Raw genomic sequence first — 13932 nt, 5'->3', positions numbered from 1 at the left:
AGCCTCAATTGGCGCCGAAGGCGCAGCTGGCCGCACCGCAGGTGCCAGGTGCTCACTCGGCCTTCACCAGCGTCGTGATCAGCTCATCGCGCCGCGCATTCGCCATCGCATCCACGCGGCTCAGCATATGCATCCAGAAAGCGACCGCCCCCACGGCCAGCACCAGGAAGATCGGAATCGCCAGCCACAGCTTGCCGGCCCAGTCACACAGTGCGAACACACCCACGCCTGCACCCAGCGTGATCGCCTGCCCCAGCAGGCTTAGTAGCGCATTGGCCTGCGATCCCTTCTGCTTTCCAATGCGGCTCAGGTTGATCTTGTACGGCATCATGAGTGAGAAAGCGTTCCCCACTGCCAGATGCACCGGAAGCGCGAACAATACCCACGCCACGCTCGCCGCAAGCGCATCCGGAGCCGGCGTCCCCACCGTCCAGCACGCCACAATCGACACCAGCACTGCATCGATCCCGAACAGAGCCGCGTGAAAAAGATTCTTCGCCAGAATCACCGTGCGAATCGGCGTAGGCGAAAGAAACAGCAACTGAATGCCCGGCCCTTCGCCGCCCAGGTTGTTGTAGATCAGTTGTGTGAAACCCACAATCGCGTACGCAAGAGCCAGCAACAATCCCAGCGGCAAATGCCCAGAGCTGAGCTTGTTGTTCCGATTCACAGTCGAAAGTACGAACACAACGAAGATCGGCGAACCCACCTGGTACAGCAGCGGAATCGCCCGTAGCAGCGTTCTCAGTTCCTTCTCGAAAACCGCAGCAATCGGACCCGATCCGCCAATCGACCACTCGCGCCCCTTCGGCTCGGCCTTCGCTCTCGCTGGCCCTTCGCCCAGGTTCTCGCCGCGATACTCTGCTCTCAGCCGGGTCGCCAGCGTCGCCCCAGTCACCGTCGCGAACAGCCCGATGCCGCACAGCGCGCCCAGTCCCTGCAGCGGCAGATGCTCGCTGCCCTTCTGCACAGCCATCGACGCCATCCCCGGCGGCAGCCAGCGCTGCACCCCGTTCGCCGCATGCATCCAGTGCAGAAATGCCGCGCGCGTCTCCGGACTGAACGGCGCCTTCCCCGCGCTCGTGTGCAACGCCGGATTCAGCAGCTGCAGCCCCAGCATCAACACAAAGAAAATCGCCATCACGATCTCGCGCGTGCGCCGTTGCGCCAGCCACCGGTCGATCCACGCAAAAATCGTGCGCACCAGCAGCACATTGAACGCAGCGAAGATCAGCAGCGCCAGCCCCGCCCATGCGAACAGCCCCGGCCGCGCCAGCGTGATCCCAATCCACAATCCCGCACAGCAAAACGCGCCCACAATCGTCGACGCATCAATCAACCCGAACAGCAGATTCAGCACAAAGAACGAACCAAAGCTCACCGGAAACCGCAGCAGCCCCGCCATGTCGAACTGCTGTTGAAACGACGCAATCGTAATCGGAACAAGTTGCCACAACACGAACACTGACCAGAATAAAAATGGCAGAAACTTCGCATCACCATGCGCCACCATCGCATACGCGCCTGCGCCCAGGCCAAACGCAATCCCCAGCCCCATGCAGGAAAACACCACCGATGTAACAATGCGTGCGCCCAGCTCCATCGCCCCCCGCGTCGAGCGGATCGTGTTCCTGAACGCGCTCCACCGCATCTGCGCCAGCGCCCCATACTGCGCGCGCGACCTCTTGCTCAGCGGTCCGTTCGATCCTGCGATGCCATTCAGCGATTCGGCTAAGCCAGCCATGACAGCTCCTGCGCCGGCTCCATTCCGCCCGCCCCCACAATCGACAGAAAAATCTGCTCGAGCGTGAGCTTCTGGCTACCGTCCGCTCCGGGCACGCTGCTCGCAACACCCGCGCGCAGTTCCTCAATCGACCCATTCGCCACCAGCCGTCCCTGGCTGATGATCGCCACGTGACTGCACAGGCGCTCCACAATCTCCAGTACGTGCGTCGTCAAAAAAATCGTCGCGCCGCGCTGAATCATCCCATGCAGCATCGTCTTCAGCATCCCCGCGGCAATCGCGTCCACGCCCTCGAACGGCTCATCGAGAAACAACACCTTCGGCCCATGGATCACCGCAGCGGCCAGCGCCAGCTTCTTCTGCATGCCGTGCGAAAAATCCGTAACCAGCTTGCGGCTCTCGTTCGCCAGTTGCATGAACTCGAGCAGTTCCTCGGCCCGCCGATTCGTCGTCTCGCGATCAAGCCCATACATGCGCCCTACAAATCGCAGGTACTCCGGCGCAGTCAGCCGCCCCAGCAGCGCCATACCTTCCGGAACCACGCCAATCTGCCGTTTCAGGTCCAGCGCGTTCGCGCTGAACGGCTGCCCCAGAATCTCAACCGACCCGGAGCTCGGCTCCAGCAACCCAGTCAGCATCTTGATCGTGGTCGACTTGCCCGCCCCATTCGGCCCCAGAAATCCAAAGAACTGTCCCTGCGCCACGCTGAATGTGACGTTATCGACAGCGGTCAACTCGCCAAACCGCCGTGTGAGCCCGTGCGTCTGAATCGCAGCAGTTTCCATGTGCGGCAAGAATAACAAGGAAGCAGACGCAGACAAAGCCCGGCGCGCTCAAGTTAAGATGATCCAGACTCCATGGAAAGACTCAGCGGCAAACTAACTTGGGAGAGAACCACGAATGGCATTCGCATTGAAATCCCCGGCTGGATGGGGGGGTGGCGAACGCTGTTCCTCTGTGGTTGGCTCACGTTCTGGATATATGGAGGAACTCAACTTTTCGGAAAGAAATGGGAAAACGGCGGCTCGCCATTCTTGCTATGGCTGACACTCTGGTCGATTGCCGGCGTATATACATTTGGAACGATAATGTGGAGCCTCTTCGGGCGCATTGCCCTCACACTCGATCCTTCCCTGCTCAAGTTAACTTACACGCTTGCCGGCATGGAGATCCGTCAAAGGTCCTTCGCAACGAGCGAAATTTACGATCTCCGATATCGCCCGATTACCGGAATGGGTCAGCCAAGTTATCCAGGCATCATCTGCTTCGACTTAAACGGAAAGACCCGCAAGTTCGGATCATGCCTCTCCGAAGAAGAAGCCTTCGCCCTGATCTACAAGATGCTAGCCATCCACTCGTTCCCGAAAGAGCCGGCCCTCGAATACCTCGACCTCTCGCGCTAGCTTTTCTATTCCCTACTCCCTATTCCCTACTCCCTGCCTCTCCAACGGGTCCTTCTCCCGATCCGTAACCTCCGCCAGCGCCGCCAGCTTCTCCGCCAGCTCTTTCGTCCACCGGCCTTCCGGCGCGCGCCAGCTCCAGTTCCCCGCGGGCACCGCAGGCGTATTCATCCGCGCCTCTGACCCCATCTCGAACAGATCCTGCACCGGCACAATCGCAAGCTGCGCCACGCTCCCCTGCACCGCGCGAATCATCGGCCACACCGGGCATGCCTTCCCGTCACGATGCGGCGGCTCTCCGATATACGCCCTCGCCGCCTTGCGTTCCGCCGAGCCCGCGTTGTCCCACCATCCGCGCGTCGTGTCGTTATCGTGCGTGCCCGTATACGCCACCGTATCCAGCGTGTACTGGTGCGGCAAATGCATATGCGCGCCCTTGTCGCTGAACCCGAACTGCATCACGCGCATCCCCGGAAACCCCGCGTCCATCCGCAACTGATCCACTTCCTTCGTAATCAGCCCCAGGTCCTCCGCCACAATCGCCAGCGGCCCCAGCGCGCGCTCCAGCGCCTGGAACAGCTCCATCCCCGGCGCCTTCACCCACTTGCCGTTGATCGCCGTCTCCTCCTCTGCCGGAATCGCCCAGTACGCCTCGAACCCCCGGAAGTGATCCAGCCGCACAATGTCATACACCTGGTGCGCTCTCGCCATCCGCTGAATCCACCAGTCGAACCCGCGCTCACGCAGCACATCCCACCGGTACAGCGGATTGCCCCACCGCTGCCCGGTCGCCGAAAAATAATCCGGCGGCACGCCCGCCACGCGCACCGGCTTCAGGTCCGCATCCAGCTCAAACAGTTCCGGGTGCGCCCACACATCCGCCGAATCCATGCTGACAAAAATCGCCACATCGCCCAAAATGCGTATCGCCTGCTTCGCCGCGGCCTCGCGCAGATGCCCCCACTGCAGCGCAAACGCAAACTGCAGCACCCGCTCCAACGCCAGCTCCCGCCCATGCTCCCGCACCAACTCATCCAGCGCCGCGTCATCGCGCTTCCGCACTTGCTCCGGCCACGCCGTCCACGCGCCCGTGTTGTACTTCGCGCGCAGCACCGCATACATCGTGTAGTCCTTCAGCCAGTTCGCCTCAGCCTTGCAGAACGCCTCAAACTGCTTCCACTGTTCCGGCCATCGCCCCGCGCCATCATCCAGAAAATTCCCCGCAGCCTCATACAGCAGCGGCAGCTTGCGCGTCTCCACCTCGTGGAAATCCACCGCCCCGCCGCGCCCCGCCAGCCCCGCAATGCGCTCGCCCTTGATCCAACCCCAATCGGATAGAAACTCCAGGCTGATCAAATAAGGATTCCCTGCAAACGCCGACGAGCTCGCATACGGCGAGTTCCCATATCCCGTCGGACATAGCGGCAACACCTGCCACACATGCTGCTTCGCATCGGCAAGAAACTGGATGAAGTCATACGCGGCCGGCCCCATATCGCCAATACCGCCATAAGAAGGCAGGGAGCTGACGTGCAACAAAATGCCAGAAGAACGCTGGAAATTCATGTCACCATTATCCGATGCGCTCCGCCCGCTTCCCCGCCGCCTCTTGTTCACGCTGTTTGCGCGCCACCAGCAGTGGTTGATAGAAGCCGCTCTCCTCAGGCATGAGCCACCGTATCTGGTCGAATCCCGCCTCCGCCAGCGTGTCCCTCACCTCGTTCCGCAGCACAGCGCGATACTCTCCCACAAAGTGGTGCAAGCGCCAAGCCCCACCGTTCTTCTCTGTGATGTACATATGCACCCTGTATCTGTCTTCAGCAATCCAATCCCAAACCTGGTGCACGATCCGCCGGTCAACCACCCCGCCATAAAACGTCGGTCCCTGCACCGACGGCCTCTCGAGAATCAGCTTGTCGTAGTCGCGCATACTCGCAAGCAGCAGGCCGCTATCCCGGAGCTTGCCAGCCATCGTCTGAACGGCCGCGCTCAGCTCATCCTTCTCCAAATGTGGCAGGGCATTGTCGAGAGCCACCACTGCGTCGAAGCCGCTCTCTTCGATCTCGCGTAACCCAGTCATGTCGGAAACATGAAATGCAATCGTGAGCCCTCTCTGTTGAGCCTCCTTCTGCGCCCTCTCCACTGCGGCGTCGCACACATCCGATGCCGTCAGCAAATGCCCGAGCTGAGCCAGCCCAATTGCCTGTGTTCCAATCCCGCATGCGCAATCCAGAATGCGCAGCGGCGCCTGACCCAGTTCGTTCCGAATCAGGCGATCAACCACTTTCGCCTGCCGCGCAATCGACGCATCCCAGTCCTCGAAGATCAGGTGATACACCGCCGCGAGCGGCTCGTAGAAGTCTGCAATTTTCTCTCTCATGACTGTTCATCCGCCTGAAGCTATTCTGCCCCAGTAAAGCCACGCCCGCCCTCCGCGTCTACAATGTCAGAGTCCATCGCGCACAGCTCCATCCGCTCGCGAAAATTTCAAAGAGTGAGGAAGCCTCCTTGATTACCCGAAAGCCCTTGTACCTTGCCTTGATATCGGTCCCACTCACACTCCTCTCCCATTTCTCAGCCGCCCAATCCGAGACTCGCCCCGCTCCTCCCTCCTCCGTCACCCTCACCTCCGGCTGGCAGCTCCAAGACTCCGCCAGAGTCAAAGACTCCGCCGAAAAAGTGGCCTCCGCCAGCTTCAAAGCCAAAGACTGGTACACCGCCACCGTCCCCGGCACCGTTCTCACCACCCTTGTCAACAACAAGGTCTACCCCGACCCAGCCTACGGCGAAAACAACCGCCCCGAGATCATCCCCGAGTCCCTCAATAAGACCTCCTACTGGTACCGCGATGTCATCGACATCCCCGCCGACTACGCCGGCCATCACGTCTGGCTCAACTTCGACGGCATCAACTACTCGTCCGAAATCTGGGTCAACGGCAAAAAGATCGGAACCACACGCGGCGCATTCATCCGCGGCAAGTTCGACATCACCGATCGCGTGAAGCCCGGCCAGAAGGCGATCGTCGCTGTTCTCGTGACCCCCCAGCCCCACCCCGGCGTGCCTCACGAGCACACGCTGAAAAACGGCCTGGGCCAGAACGGCGGCATCACCGCGCTCGACGGCCCCACCTTCCTTTCCACCATCGGCTGGGACTGGCTCCCCGCCATCCGTGACCGCGATACCGGCATCTGGCAAAAGGTCTACCTCTCCGCCACCGGCCCCGTCCTCGTGAAGGACCCTCTCGTCACCACCGACCTCCCCCTGCCGCGCACCGACTCCTCCGACGTCGTCGTCCAGGCCACCGTCGAGAATGTCACCGACCAGCCGCAGAAAGGCGTCCTCAAAGGCGACATAGAGAGCATTCACTTCGAGCAGCCTGTTGAGATTCCCGCGCACTCTTCGCAGAAAGTCACCTTCGATCCGAAATCCACACCGGCTCTCCATATCGACAACCCGCGCCTCTGGTGGCCCAACGGCTACGGCCCGCAGAACCTCTACTCGCTTCACCTCAGCTTCGACGCCGGCAACGCCACATCCGACGCGCAAGACGTCACCTTCGGCATCCGCAGAATCTCCTACTCCGTTCCCGATTCCGAAAACCTCACCATCAGCGTCAACGGCGTGCGCGTCTTCATCCGAGGCGGCGACTGGGGCCTCGACGAAATGCTCAAGCGCATCCCCCGCGAGCGCCTTGATGCCGAAATCCATCTCCACCAGCTCGCCAACCTCAACCTCATCCGCAACTGGGTCGGCCAGTCCACCGGCCCCGACTTCTACGAGCTCTGCGACAAATACGGCATCCTGCTCTGGGACGAGTTCTTCCAGCCCAATCCCTCTGACGGCCCCGACCCCGAAGACCTCGCCACCTACATGGCCAACGTGCGCGACAAAATCCTCCGCTATCGCAACCACCCGTCCATCGCCGTCTGGTGCGCGCGTAACGAGGGATTCCCGCCCAAGTCCATCGACGACGAGCTCCAGAAGCTGATGGCCGAACTCGAACCCACCCGCCGCTATCAGCCCAGCTCCACATCGGGCGCCGGCGTCCGCTCCAACGGCCCTTACCACTGGCGCGCTCCCCGCGACTTTTACATCGTTACCGACGACTTCTTCAAAACCGAAACCGGCTCCCTCTCCGTCCCCACCCTCGAATCCATCAAGGGCATGATGCCCCAGAAAGACTGGGAGACCATCACCGACGACTGGGCCGAGCACGACTTCGCCAAGGGCGCGCAGTGGGGTGACAAATACAAGGGCCAGCTTGAGGACCGCTATGGCAAGGTCCGAAACCTCGCCGACTTCGTCCGCAAGGCGCAGCTCATGAACTACGAGGCCTACCGCGCCATGTACGAAGGCCGCAACGCCCAGCTCTTCCACCAGACCACCGCCGTCATCACCTGGATGTCCGCGCCCGCGCAGCCCAGCTTCGTCTGGCAGCTCTACCACTACGACCTCGAGCCCAGTGCATCGCTCTTCGGTACCCGCTCGGCCGGCGAGCTCCAGCACATCCAGTTCAACCAGGCCAACGGCGAAGTCCAGATCATCAACAACCTGCCCACGCCGCTTGAGAACGCCGTCGCCGACGTCTCCGTCTACAACCTCGACGGCTCCGTAGCCCTCCAGTACCAGCGCCACTTCACCGCGCCGCCCGATTTCGCCACCTCCATTGGCCCCATCGAATTCCCGGCCAGCACCTCCAACGTCAACTTCGTCAAGCTCGACCTGCACGACTCAACTGGCAAGCTGCTCTCCACCAACTTCTACTGGCGCGCCAACACTGACCCCCACCCCGACGACCTCACCGACCTCAGCAAGCTCGCTCCCGTCACGCTGCAATCCGAGCTCAGCCGCCACGACGAGTCCGGCCGCGCTCGCATCACCGTCACCCTGCGCAACCCGTCGAAGAACATCGCGCTGATGACCCACATCCAGCTCCGCCGCAAGTCCGGTGAGCGCGTGCTGCCCGTCTTCTACGACGAGAACTACGTCTCGCTCGTCCCCGGCGAAAGCCGCACCATCAACATCGACGCCGATCTCAAAGATCTCCACGGCGAAGACGCCCTCATCCTCCTCGACGGCTTCAACACCACCATCGAACCGGCCTCCGCCGCCGGCGTTTCCATCGCCCCCAACAAGGACGCCGACCCGATGCAATCCCCCGAGACCGGCCTCCCCTTCCAGACCGAAAACCTCCGTCAGTAAACCCGAACACACCAACGAAGGCCGGAGCGTCGATCCGCTCCGGCCTTCGTTTTTTGCACTGCGAGATTTGTCATTCTGAACGGAGTGAAGAACCTGCTCTTGTTCTTGCTTTCTTTCTGTCATTCCCGTCAGGGAATCTGCTTTTCTCGCGTCCGCCCCAGTCCCCCATCCTTAACGCGCGCTAACGGTGAGAGACCACGACGCCTCCCCCAGCCTCGAAGGGCGCCGCAGGCGCAATGGCCGCACCGCAGGTGCTTGACACGCATATCCGACCAAATTAGTCTCCATTTATATCGGACTAATTAAGTCGGATATCGCATTCGTGCGGACACCAAGATGACAATTTCGTCATCTTGGGTACAACTCAACACCGTCCCGTCTTAATCGAACTCTCTGGGGGAACTTAGCTTTGACACGAAAGATCCTGGTGGTTGCAGCCCTGCTGTGCCTGCTTTCCAGTTGCAGCGACAGCACAAAGTCCAACGAATCACAAACTCCCTTCCCTGATCCGCCCGTATTTACAAGCAGAAACGGCGTGCTCGAACTCGTCATGGTCGCCGAGCCAACTCCCGCCACACTCGGCTCATTCCAGCCCACCGCCTGGGTGTTCGCCGTCTGCAAAACCTCGGATGCCGAGCCCGACAACTGTCCCGCCGATTCGCGAACCGCCGCGCCCTACGGCGGCGTCCGCCTTCAGCTCACCGCCGGCGACCACCTCCGCATCAAGCTCATCAATCACCTGCCGCCCGCGCCAGACGACGCCGAGAACGCCCACGGCGACGACCCCATGATGAACGAGATGCTGGCCGCCAATCCCGTCAATCTCCACACCCACGGGCTCATCGTCGAACCCCGCAAAGCGGACGCCTCTGACCCCACCTACGGCGACTACGTTTACGTCCTCGGCTACCCCGCGGGCAAGCTCCCCTCCATGGTCATGCCCGACGAGACCGCCACCGACAAGCCCATCCAGTACGACATCTACATCCCCAAAGATCACCCCTCCGGCTTCTTCTGGTTCCATCCCCACGTCCACGGCCTCGGCGTAAACCAGGTCACCGAAGGCCTCTCCGGCACCATCAGCATCGGCTCAGTCAGCGACTACCTGTCGCTGCCCAACGCCCAAGCCTCCAGCCTCCCCGTGCACTACATCGTCCTCAAAGACATGCAGGTACTCGCCAAGGGCGATGCCCAGGATCAGCTCGATGCCGATTTCTGCCAGCCCGATCCCGTTGCCGGCGAGACCCGGAACGGCTCCTGCGACGGCGCCGATTTCTCCCACAGCCCCGATCCCGGTCCCAACTACACCGGCGGCAAATGGTTCTTCACTGTCAACGGCAAGCAGTACCCTGAGCTCTCCGTCCCCGAATCCACCGGCGAAATCTGGCGTTTCCTCAACTCCGGCGCCAGCCGCTCGTACGACCTCGTCATGGAAGACGACACCACCCACAACCCCGTCCAGTTTCAGGTCGTCTCGCTTGACGGCGTAGCCCTCGCGCCCCCTCCCGGCTCCAGCTCTAACCAGATACGCGCCCTGACCGGCGGCAAAGTCGACGCTGTCCCCTGCGCGGCCTCCAATTCAGGATCGGCCGCCCCCGTCTGCGCCACGCACCTCGTCATGTTGCCCAGTTCGCGCGCTGAAATTTGGATCGCGCCGCCCTCATCGAAGTCCTCCACCGCCACGCTGCGCACCCGCACCTACACCACCGGCGATGACGGCGACTCCTGGCCCTCCGCCAACCTCGCCCACATCACGTTTGCGAAAGGCAGCAGCACATCCTCGGCGCGCGCCGCAGCACCCGCAAGCCTGCCCGGAAGCGTAGCCGTCCGCCGCGTCGCAGCGCACATGCTCTCCGCCTCCGGCCTTCTCGGTGCTCCCGTCGCAGCAGCATTCACCGGTATCGGCGCCGCTGTGCCGCTCCATCAGGCGCAACTCATCGCATCCGGCAAAGCGGCTGCGGGAGCCCGCCCCCTCACCGCAGCCCAGATCGGCTCCGCCCAAACGCGTCTGGCGGACCTCGCCAAACCCGTCCCCTCTATCGCCTCACCCGACTGCAGCGCTCTCCCCGCTGGCCACCGCCGCCGCATCTATTTCGGCGTTCCCAGCAGCAATCCTGACGGCTTCGGTCTCGGCTATGAAGAAGTCGATGCCGGCGGCAATCCCGTCCCCGGCACATTCCAGGACATCGCCGCCTTCGATGCCGACAAGATCAACGTCTGCCTCCCGCTCGCATCCGGCAACACGCCCGTCACCGAGGAGTGGGAGCTGGTCAACGTCGCCGGCGAAACCCACAACTTCCACCTGCACCAGACCCGCTTCACCGTCGAAACCAACAACGCCCCGCAAGGGGACGGCGGGGTACTGATGGACAACGTACCGCTCCCCACCGGTGGCGCCAACTGCGATGGCTCCGTAGCAACCTGGCGCTCAGGCGCCTGCAAGGTCGGCACCATCCGCGTGAAGATCCCCTTCGCCGAGGTGGGCGACTTCGTCTACCACTGCCACATCGGCGAGCACCAGGACGGCGGCATGATGGCCCACATCCGAGTCATCGCCAACCAATAACCCAGCCGCCCGACTGCCGGGTGCCCCCGGTCCCTCGCATTTGGGGACCGGGGAAGGATGCCAACGAGGGCCGCACCATGCCCGCTCTCCCAAACCGGTGTCATCCCGAGGCAAAGCCGAGGGATCCGCGGTTGTTCTTGCCTTTGCTTTTTGCGCGTCCGCCCACGAGCCCGGGTGCCCATCCTTGCCGCGTCTTTGTCTTTGCGCCAAGGATGGGAGACCACAGAACGCATCCAGCCTCGAATGGCGCCGCAGGCGCAGTGGCCGCACCGCAGGTGCTCAAAACGTCCTGACCGCCGCCGCTTGCTCTGCCCCCGTCCGCCCGGCCTTCATATCCGCCACATAGAAATTCTCGCCGCGGATCTTGTACCCCGCCAGCCGTCGCATCATCGCCAACTGCCCCACGTGATTGATCGCGTCGGCCACCGGCCCCTGGAACAGCCGCTCCAGCTCTGCATGCACCGGCTCCGGCCCTGCCAGATACGCGTCGAACGCCGTCAGCGCCGCGAAAAACCGCGCCTTCCCCTCCGCCCAAGGCAGCGGCTCTGACACCTTCCAGCGCTGCTGGCCCTCCGCCGCGCTGAGCGCCCAGTCGAAAAGATCGCCCATGTGCGCCACGATCTGCGCTGGCGTTCTTTCGCACCCCGAAAAGTCGGCAAACTCATCCGGCGCGCCTTCAAGCGCGCGGTTGGCGCGGTACGCCAGCGCAGCCAGCGTATGCCGCAGGAATTCTCTCTTTTCTGTCATGAGCGCCAATATAAATTGCGCGCATCGCCGGCCGCTGAACTTTCCGCAGATCGGTCACATCTGCTTCAGCCGCTGGATCAGCTTCAGTGGGTGAATCGGCTTCGCAATCAGCTCGAATTCGTAACCGCGCTGCTTGCCTTCCTCCAGAACATCGGAGATACCCGCCTGCCCCGAAAACAGCAGTACGGCAGTCCGCGGATACTTCTGCTGCACCGTGATCGCCAGTTCCACGCCGTTCATCCGCGGCATCAGCACATCCGAAATCACCCAATGAGGCCGGAGGCGCTCAGCCAGAGCCAGCGCCTCCCAGCCATCATGCGCCGATAACGCTTCGAAACCGGCATTTTCCAGAATCTCCGCCAGCGTGTCGGCGATCAGTGGCTGATCGTCAACTACCAGCACCTTCATCCGGCCGGTAGCGAAATCTACTTGATCTTTCGGACTTCCAAGAAGAGAGACCTCGCTGTCTCTCGATTGGTCCAATAAAAAGATTGAACCGAAAAGCGTTCCCACCATTCTCAAACCTCAACCGGATTGGCGTCTTTCTCCATCTCGTCGATACTCTTGGGCATGGCGAACGGTATAAAAATCGTGACCGTCGTCCCCGAGTCGCCTGGGGCCCTGCTGCTCGCTATCGAGATCTGGCCGCCTCGTCGTTCCAGCAACTCCTTCGTCACCCACAGCCCGATTCCCGTCCCGACATTACCCTTGGTTGTGAAGAATGGCTCGAATACCTTCGGAAGGTTCTCCTGCTCAATTCCCTGGCCGTTATCCTGGATCACCACCTGGATCCCGTCTTTCGACGCGCTCCGCAAACTGCGCGTCGAAATCTTTAGCACCCCACCCTCTCGCATCGCATCAATCGCATTGGCAATCACGTTCGAAAAGACCTGCAGCATCTCCCCTTTGCTCACTGTGATCTTCTGCATGTCGTTGAATCGCGTGTCCAGCGCTATGCCCGCGGACATCATCTTCGCGTTGTAAACCGTCAAGAGGTTCTCGATCAGTTCATGCAGGTACACGTTGGTCGGCGAGCCCGTGTCCTTGTAATAGCCCAGCGTTTGCCGCGCGATGTGGGAGAGCCGTTCCATCTCCTCCTCCGCGGTCGCAAGAAGCTTTGAAGCCTTGCTGTCCGGCGCGCTGTTCTGGCGCGCAAGGAAAATCAGGTTGATCAGCGACTCCAGCGGATTATTGATCTCGTGCGCCACCGCCGCTGCCATCCTGCCGGTCGCAGCCAGCTTCTCTGACTGCAGCAGCAGCCGCTCCATGCGCTTCTTGTCCGAGATGTCCCGGGCAATCTTCGATGCGGCGATCACCGTCCCCGTCTCATCGCAAATCGGCGAGATTGTCACCGATATTTCTACCGGCTCCCCGTTCTTCCTCTTCCTCACGGTCTCGTAGTGGTCGATGCGCTGGCCGGCGCGAAGCTTGCGGAGTATCTCGTCCTCCTCATACTTCAGTTCGTCGGGAAACAGCCGCAGAATCGGCTGCCCGATCATCTCATCAGCCGTGTATCCGAAGATCTTCTGCGCACCTCGGTTCCAGGTCTGGACGATACCGTTCAGGTCCTTGCTGATAATCGCGTCATCCGCGGAGTCCACAATCGCCGCCAGCCGGAACCGGCTCTCTTCCATCCGCTTGCGCTCGCTGATGTCGCGCGCAATCTTCGATGCCGCGATCACCTTACCGCTATCATCACGAATCGGCGAGATCGTAACAGAAATCGGAAATCGCTCCCCACCTTTGCGCATCCGCACCGTCTCGAAATGCTCGAGGCGCCCGCCCGCCCGCAGCTTGTCGAGGATCATCTCCTCTTCGTGATGCCGCTCCGGCGGAATCAGCGTCAGGATCGACTTCCCGATAATCTCCTCCGCCGAATAGCCGAACAGCCGCTCAGCCGCCGGGTTCCAGCTCAGGATGATTCCATCCAGATTCTTGCTGATGATTGCGTCATCGGAGGAGTTGACCAACGCCCCCAAATGAAGGTGCGGATTATTCGGCAAATATTCCGTAACCCGCCGCTCCCGGCGCGCGGCGGAATTGTGCATGGGCGGCATGTCAGTACCTCCCGCGCGCATCCGAGCAGGGCGCGTACGCAAGCCCGCCCGCGACTATGGATTGAACGGATTTCAATAAGACAGAATTTCGGGGCCCTTCAAAAATCATTTACTTGTTCCCATCACACCAAAATGGCGTATTAAATGTAGGATGCAGCCGTGCAACTTCGCGGTTGGTAAGTCCGGTCGTAAACCGATAAATTCGACCCGCGG

At 61.5% G+C, this 13932-nt stretch carries 10 protein-coding genes; 3 read left to right on the top strand and 7 right to left on the bottom strand.

What is annotated here, in order from left to right; all coding sequences use genetic code 11:
• Nucleotides 1–52 precede the first annotated feature (52 nt).
• Together MOP44_RS15750 and MOP44_RS15745 are read right to left on the bottom strand one after the other, a co-directional pair.
• Nucleotides 53–1744: a hypothetical protein gene (locus MOP44_RS15750; RefSeq protein ID WP_260791045.1), complete on the bottom strand. Its 1692-nt coding sequence runs from the start codon at nucleotides 1742–1744 to the stop codon at nucleotides 53–55.
• Entirely contained in the window at nucleotides 1732–2529 is a 798-nt protein-coding gene (locus MOP44_RS15745; protein ID WP_260791043.1) for an ABC transporter ATP-binding protein, read from the bottom strand. The genes MOP44_RS15750 and MOP44_RS15745 overlap by 13 nt, the downstream gene beginning before the upstream one ends.
• Nucleotides 2530–2601: 72 nt before the next feature.
• Between MOP44_RS15745 and MOP44_RS15740 the strand changes: the two genes are divergently transcribed.
• A complete protein-coding gene (locus tag MOP44_RS15740; RefSeq protein WP_260791041.1) occupies nucleotides 2602–3147 on the top strand; it encodes a hypothetical protein in 546 nt (181 codons plus the stop codon).
• A gap of 12 nt (nucleotides 3148–3159) precedes the next feature.
• On the opposite strand, the gene malQ is transcribed toward MOP44_RS15740, so the two are convergent.
• Together malQ and MOP44_RS15730 are read right to left on the bottom strand one after the other, a co-directional pair.
• Nucleotides 3160–4710: a 4-alpha-glucanotransferase gene (malQ, locus tag MOP44_RS15735; protein ID WP_260791039.1), complete on the bottom strand. Its 1551-nt coding sequence runs from the start codon at nucleotides 4708–4710 to the stop codon at nucleotides 3160–3162.
• A 7-nt stretch (nucleotides 4711–4717) separates the two neighbouring features.
• Nucleotides 4718–5524, bottom strand: a complete 807-nt coding sequence (locus MOP44_RS15730) for a class I SAM-dependent methyltransferase (RefSeq protein ID WP_260791037.1) — start codon at nucleotides 5522–5524, stop codon at nucleotides 4718–4720.
• A gap of 299 nt (nucleotides 5525–5823) precedes the next feature.
• Between MOP44_RS15730 and MOP44_RS15725 the strand changes: the two genes are divergently transcribed.
• Both MOP44_RS15725 and MOP44_RS15720 read left to right on the top strand, forming a co-directional pair.
• The gene (locus MOP44_RS15725) at nucleotides 5824–8349 is read left to right on the top strand and encodes a glycoside hydrolase family 2 protein (protein ID WP_260791035.1); all 2526 of its coding nucleotides are present in this window, start codon (nucleotides 5824–5826) and stop codon (nucleotides 8347–8349) included.
• A gap of 409 nt (nucleotides 8350–8758) precedes the next feature.
• Nucleotides 8759–10915: a multicopper oxidase family protein gene (locus tag MOP44_RS15720; protein WP_260791033.1), complete on the top strand. Its 2157-nt coding sequence runs from the start codon at nucleotides 8759–8761 to the stop codon at nucleotides 10913–10915.
• 279 nt (nucleotides 10916–11194) lie between these two features.
• On the opposite strand, the gene MOP44_RS15715 is transcribed toward MOP44_RS15720, so the two are convergent.
• The 3 genes from MOP44_RS15715 to MOP44_RS15705 form a co-directional block, all read right to left on the bottom strand.
• Nucleotides 11195–11662 carry a hypothetical protein gene (locus MOP44_RS15715; protein ID WP_260791031.1) on the bottom strand — a complete coding sequence of 156 codons (468 nt, stop codon included), beginning with the start codon at nucleotides 11660–11662 and terminating at the stop codon, nucleotides 11195–11197.
• A 54-nt stretch (nucleotides 11663–11716) separates the two neighbouring features.
• Nucleotides 11717–12070 (bottom strand): response regulator, encoded by a 354-nt coding sequence (locus tag MOP44_RS15710; RefSeq protein ID WP_260791029.1) that lies wholly within the window; start codon nucleotides 12068–12070, stop codon nucleotides 11717–11719.
• Nucleotides 12071–12180: 110 nt separating this feature from the next.
• On the bottom strand, nucleotides 12181–13719 hold the full coding sequence (locus MOP44_RS15705; protein WP_260791027.1) for a PAS domain-containing sensor histidine kinase: 1539 nt from the start codon (nucleotides 13717–13719) through the stop codon (nucleotides 12181–12183).
• Between the last annotated feature and the right edge of the window lie 213 nt (nucleotides 13720–13932).

The sequence above is a fragment of the Occallatibacter riparius genome, from assembly GCF_025264625.1.
Lineage (GTDB): Bacteria > Acidobacteriota > Terriglobia > Terriglobales > Acidobacteriaceae > Telmatobacter > Telmatobacter riparius.
Note: the sequence above shows the minus strand (reverse complement) of the source record. Positions and strands in the feature narration are given on the sequence as shown.

Bases quoted from the DNA above. Each gene is read 5' to 3' on its own strand.
- MOP44_RS15740 (WP_260791041.1), top strand. From the start codon at position 2,602: ATGGAAAGACTCAGCGGCAAACTAACTTGGGAGAGAACCACGAATGGC.
- MOP44_RS15730 (WP_260791037.1), bottom strand. From the start codon at position 5,524: ATGAGAGAGAAAATTGCAGACTTCTACGAGCCGCTCGCGGCGGTGTAT.
- MOP44_RS15745 (WP_260791043.1), bottom strand. From the start codon at position 2,529: ATGGAAACTGCTGCGATTCAGACGCACGGGCTCACACGGCGGTTTGGC.
- malQ (WP_260791039.1), bottom strand. From the start codon at position 4,710: ATGAATTTCCAGCGTTCTTCTGGCATTTTGTTGCACGTCAGCTCCCTG.
- MOP44_RS15705 (WP_260791027.1), bottom strand. From the start codon at position 13,719: ATGCCGCCCATGCACAATTCCGCCGCGCGCCGGGAGCGGCGGGTTACG.
- MOP44_RS15750 (WP_260791045.1), bottom strand. From the start codon at position 1,744: ATGGCTGGCTTAGCCGAATCGCTGAATGGCATCGCAGGATCGAACGGA.
- MOP44_RS15715 (WP_260791031.1), bottom strand. From the start codon at position 11,662: ATGACAGAAAAGAGAGAATTCCTGCGGCATACGCTGGCTGCGCTGGCG.
- MOP44_RS15710 (WP_260791029.1), bottom strand. From the start codon at position 12,070: ATGAAGGTGCTGGTAGTTGACGATCAGCCACTGATCGCCGACACGCTG.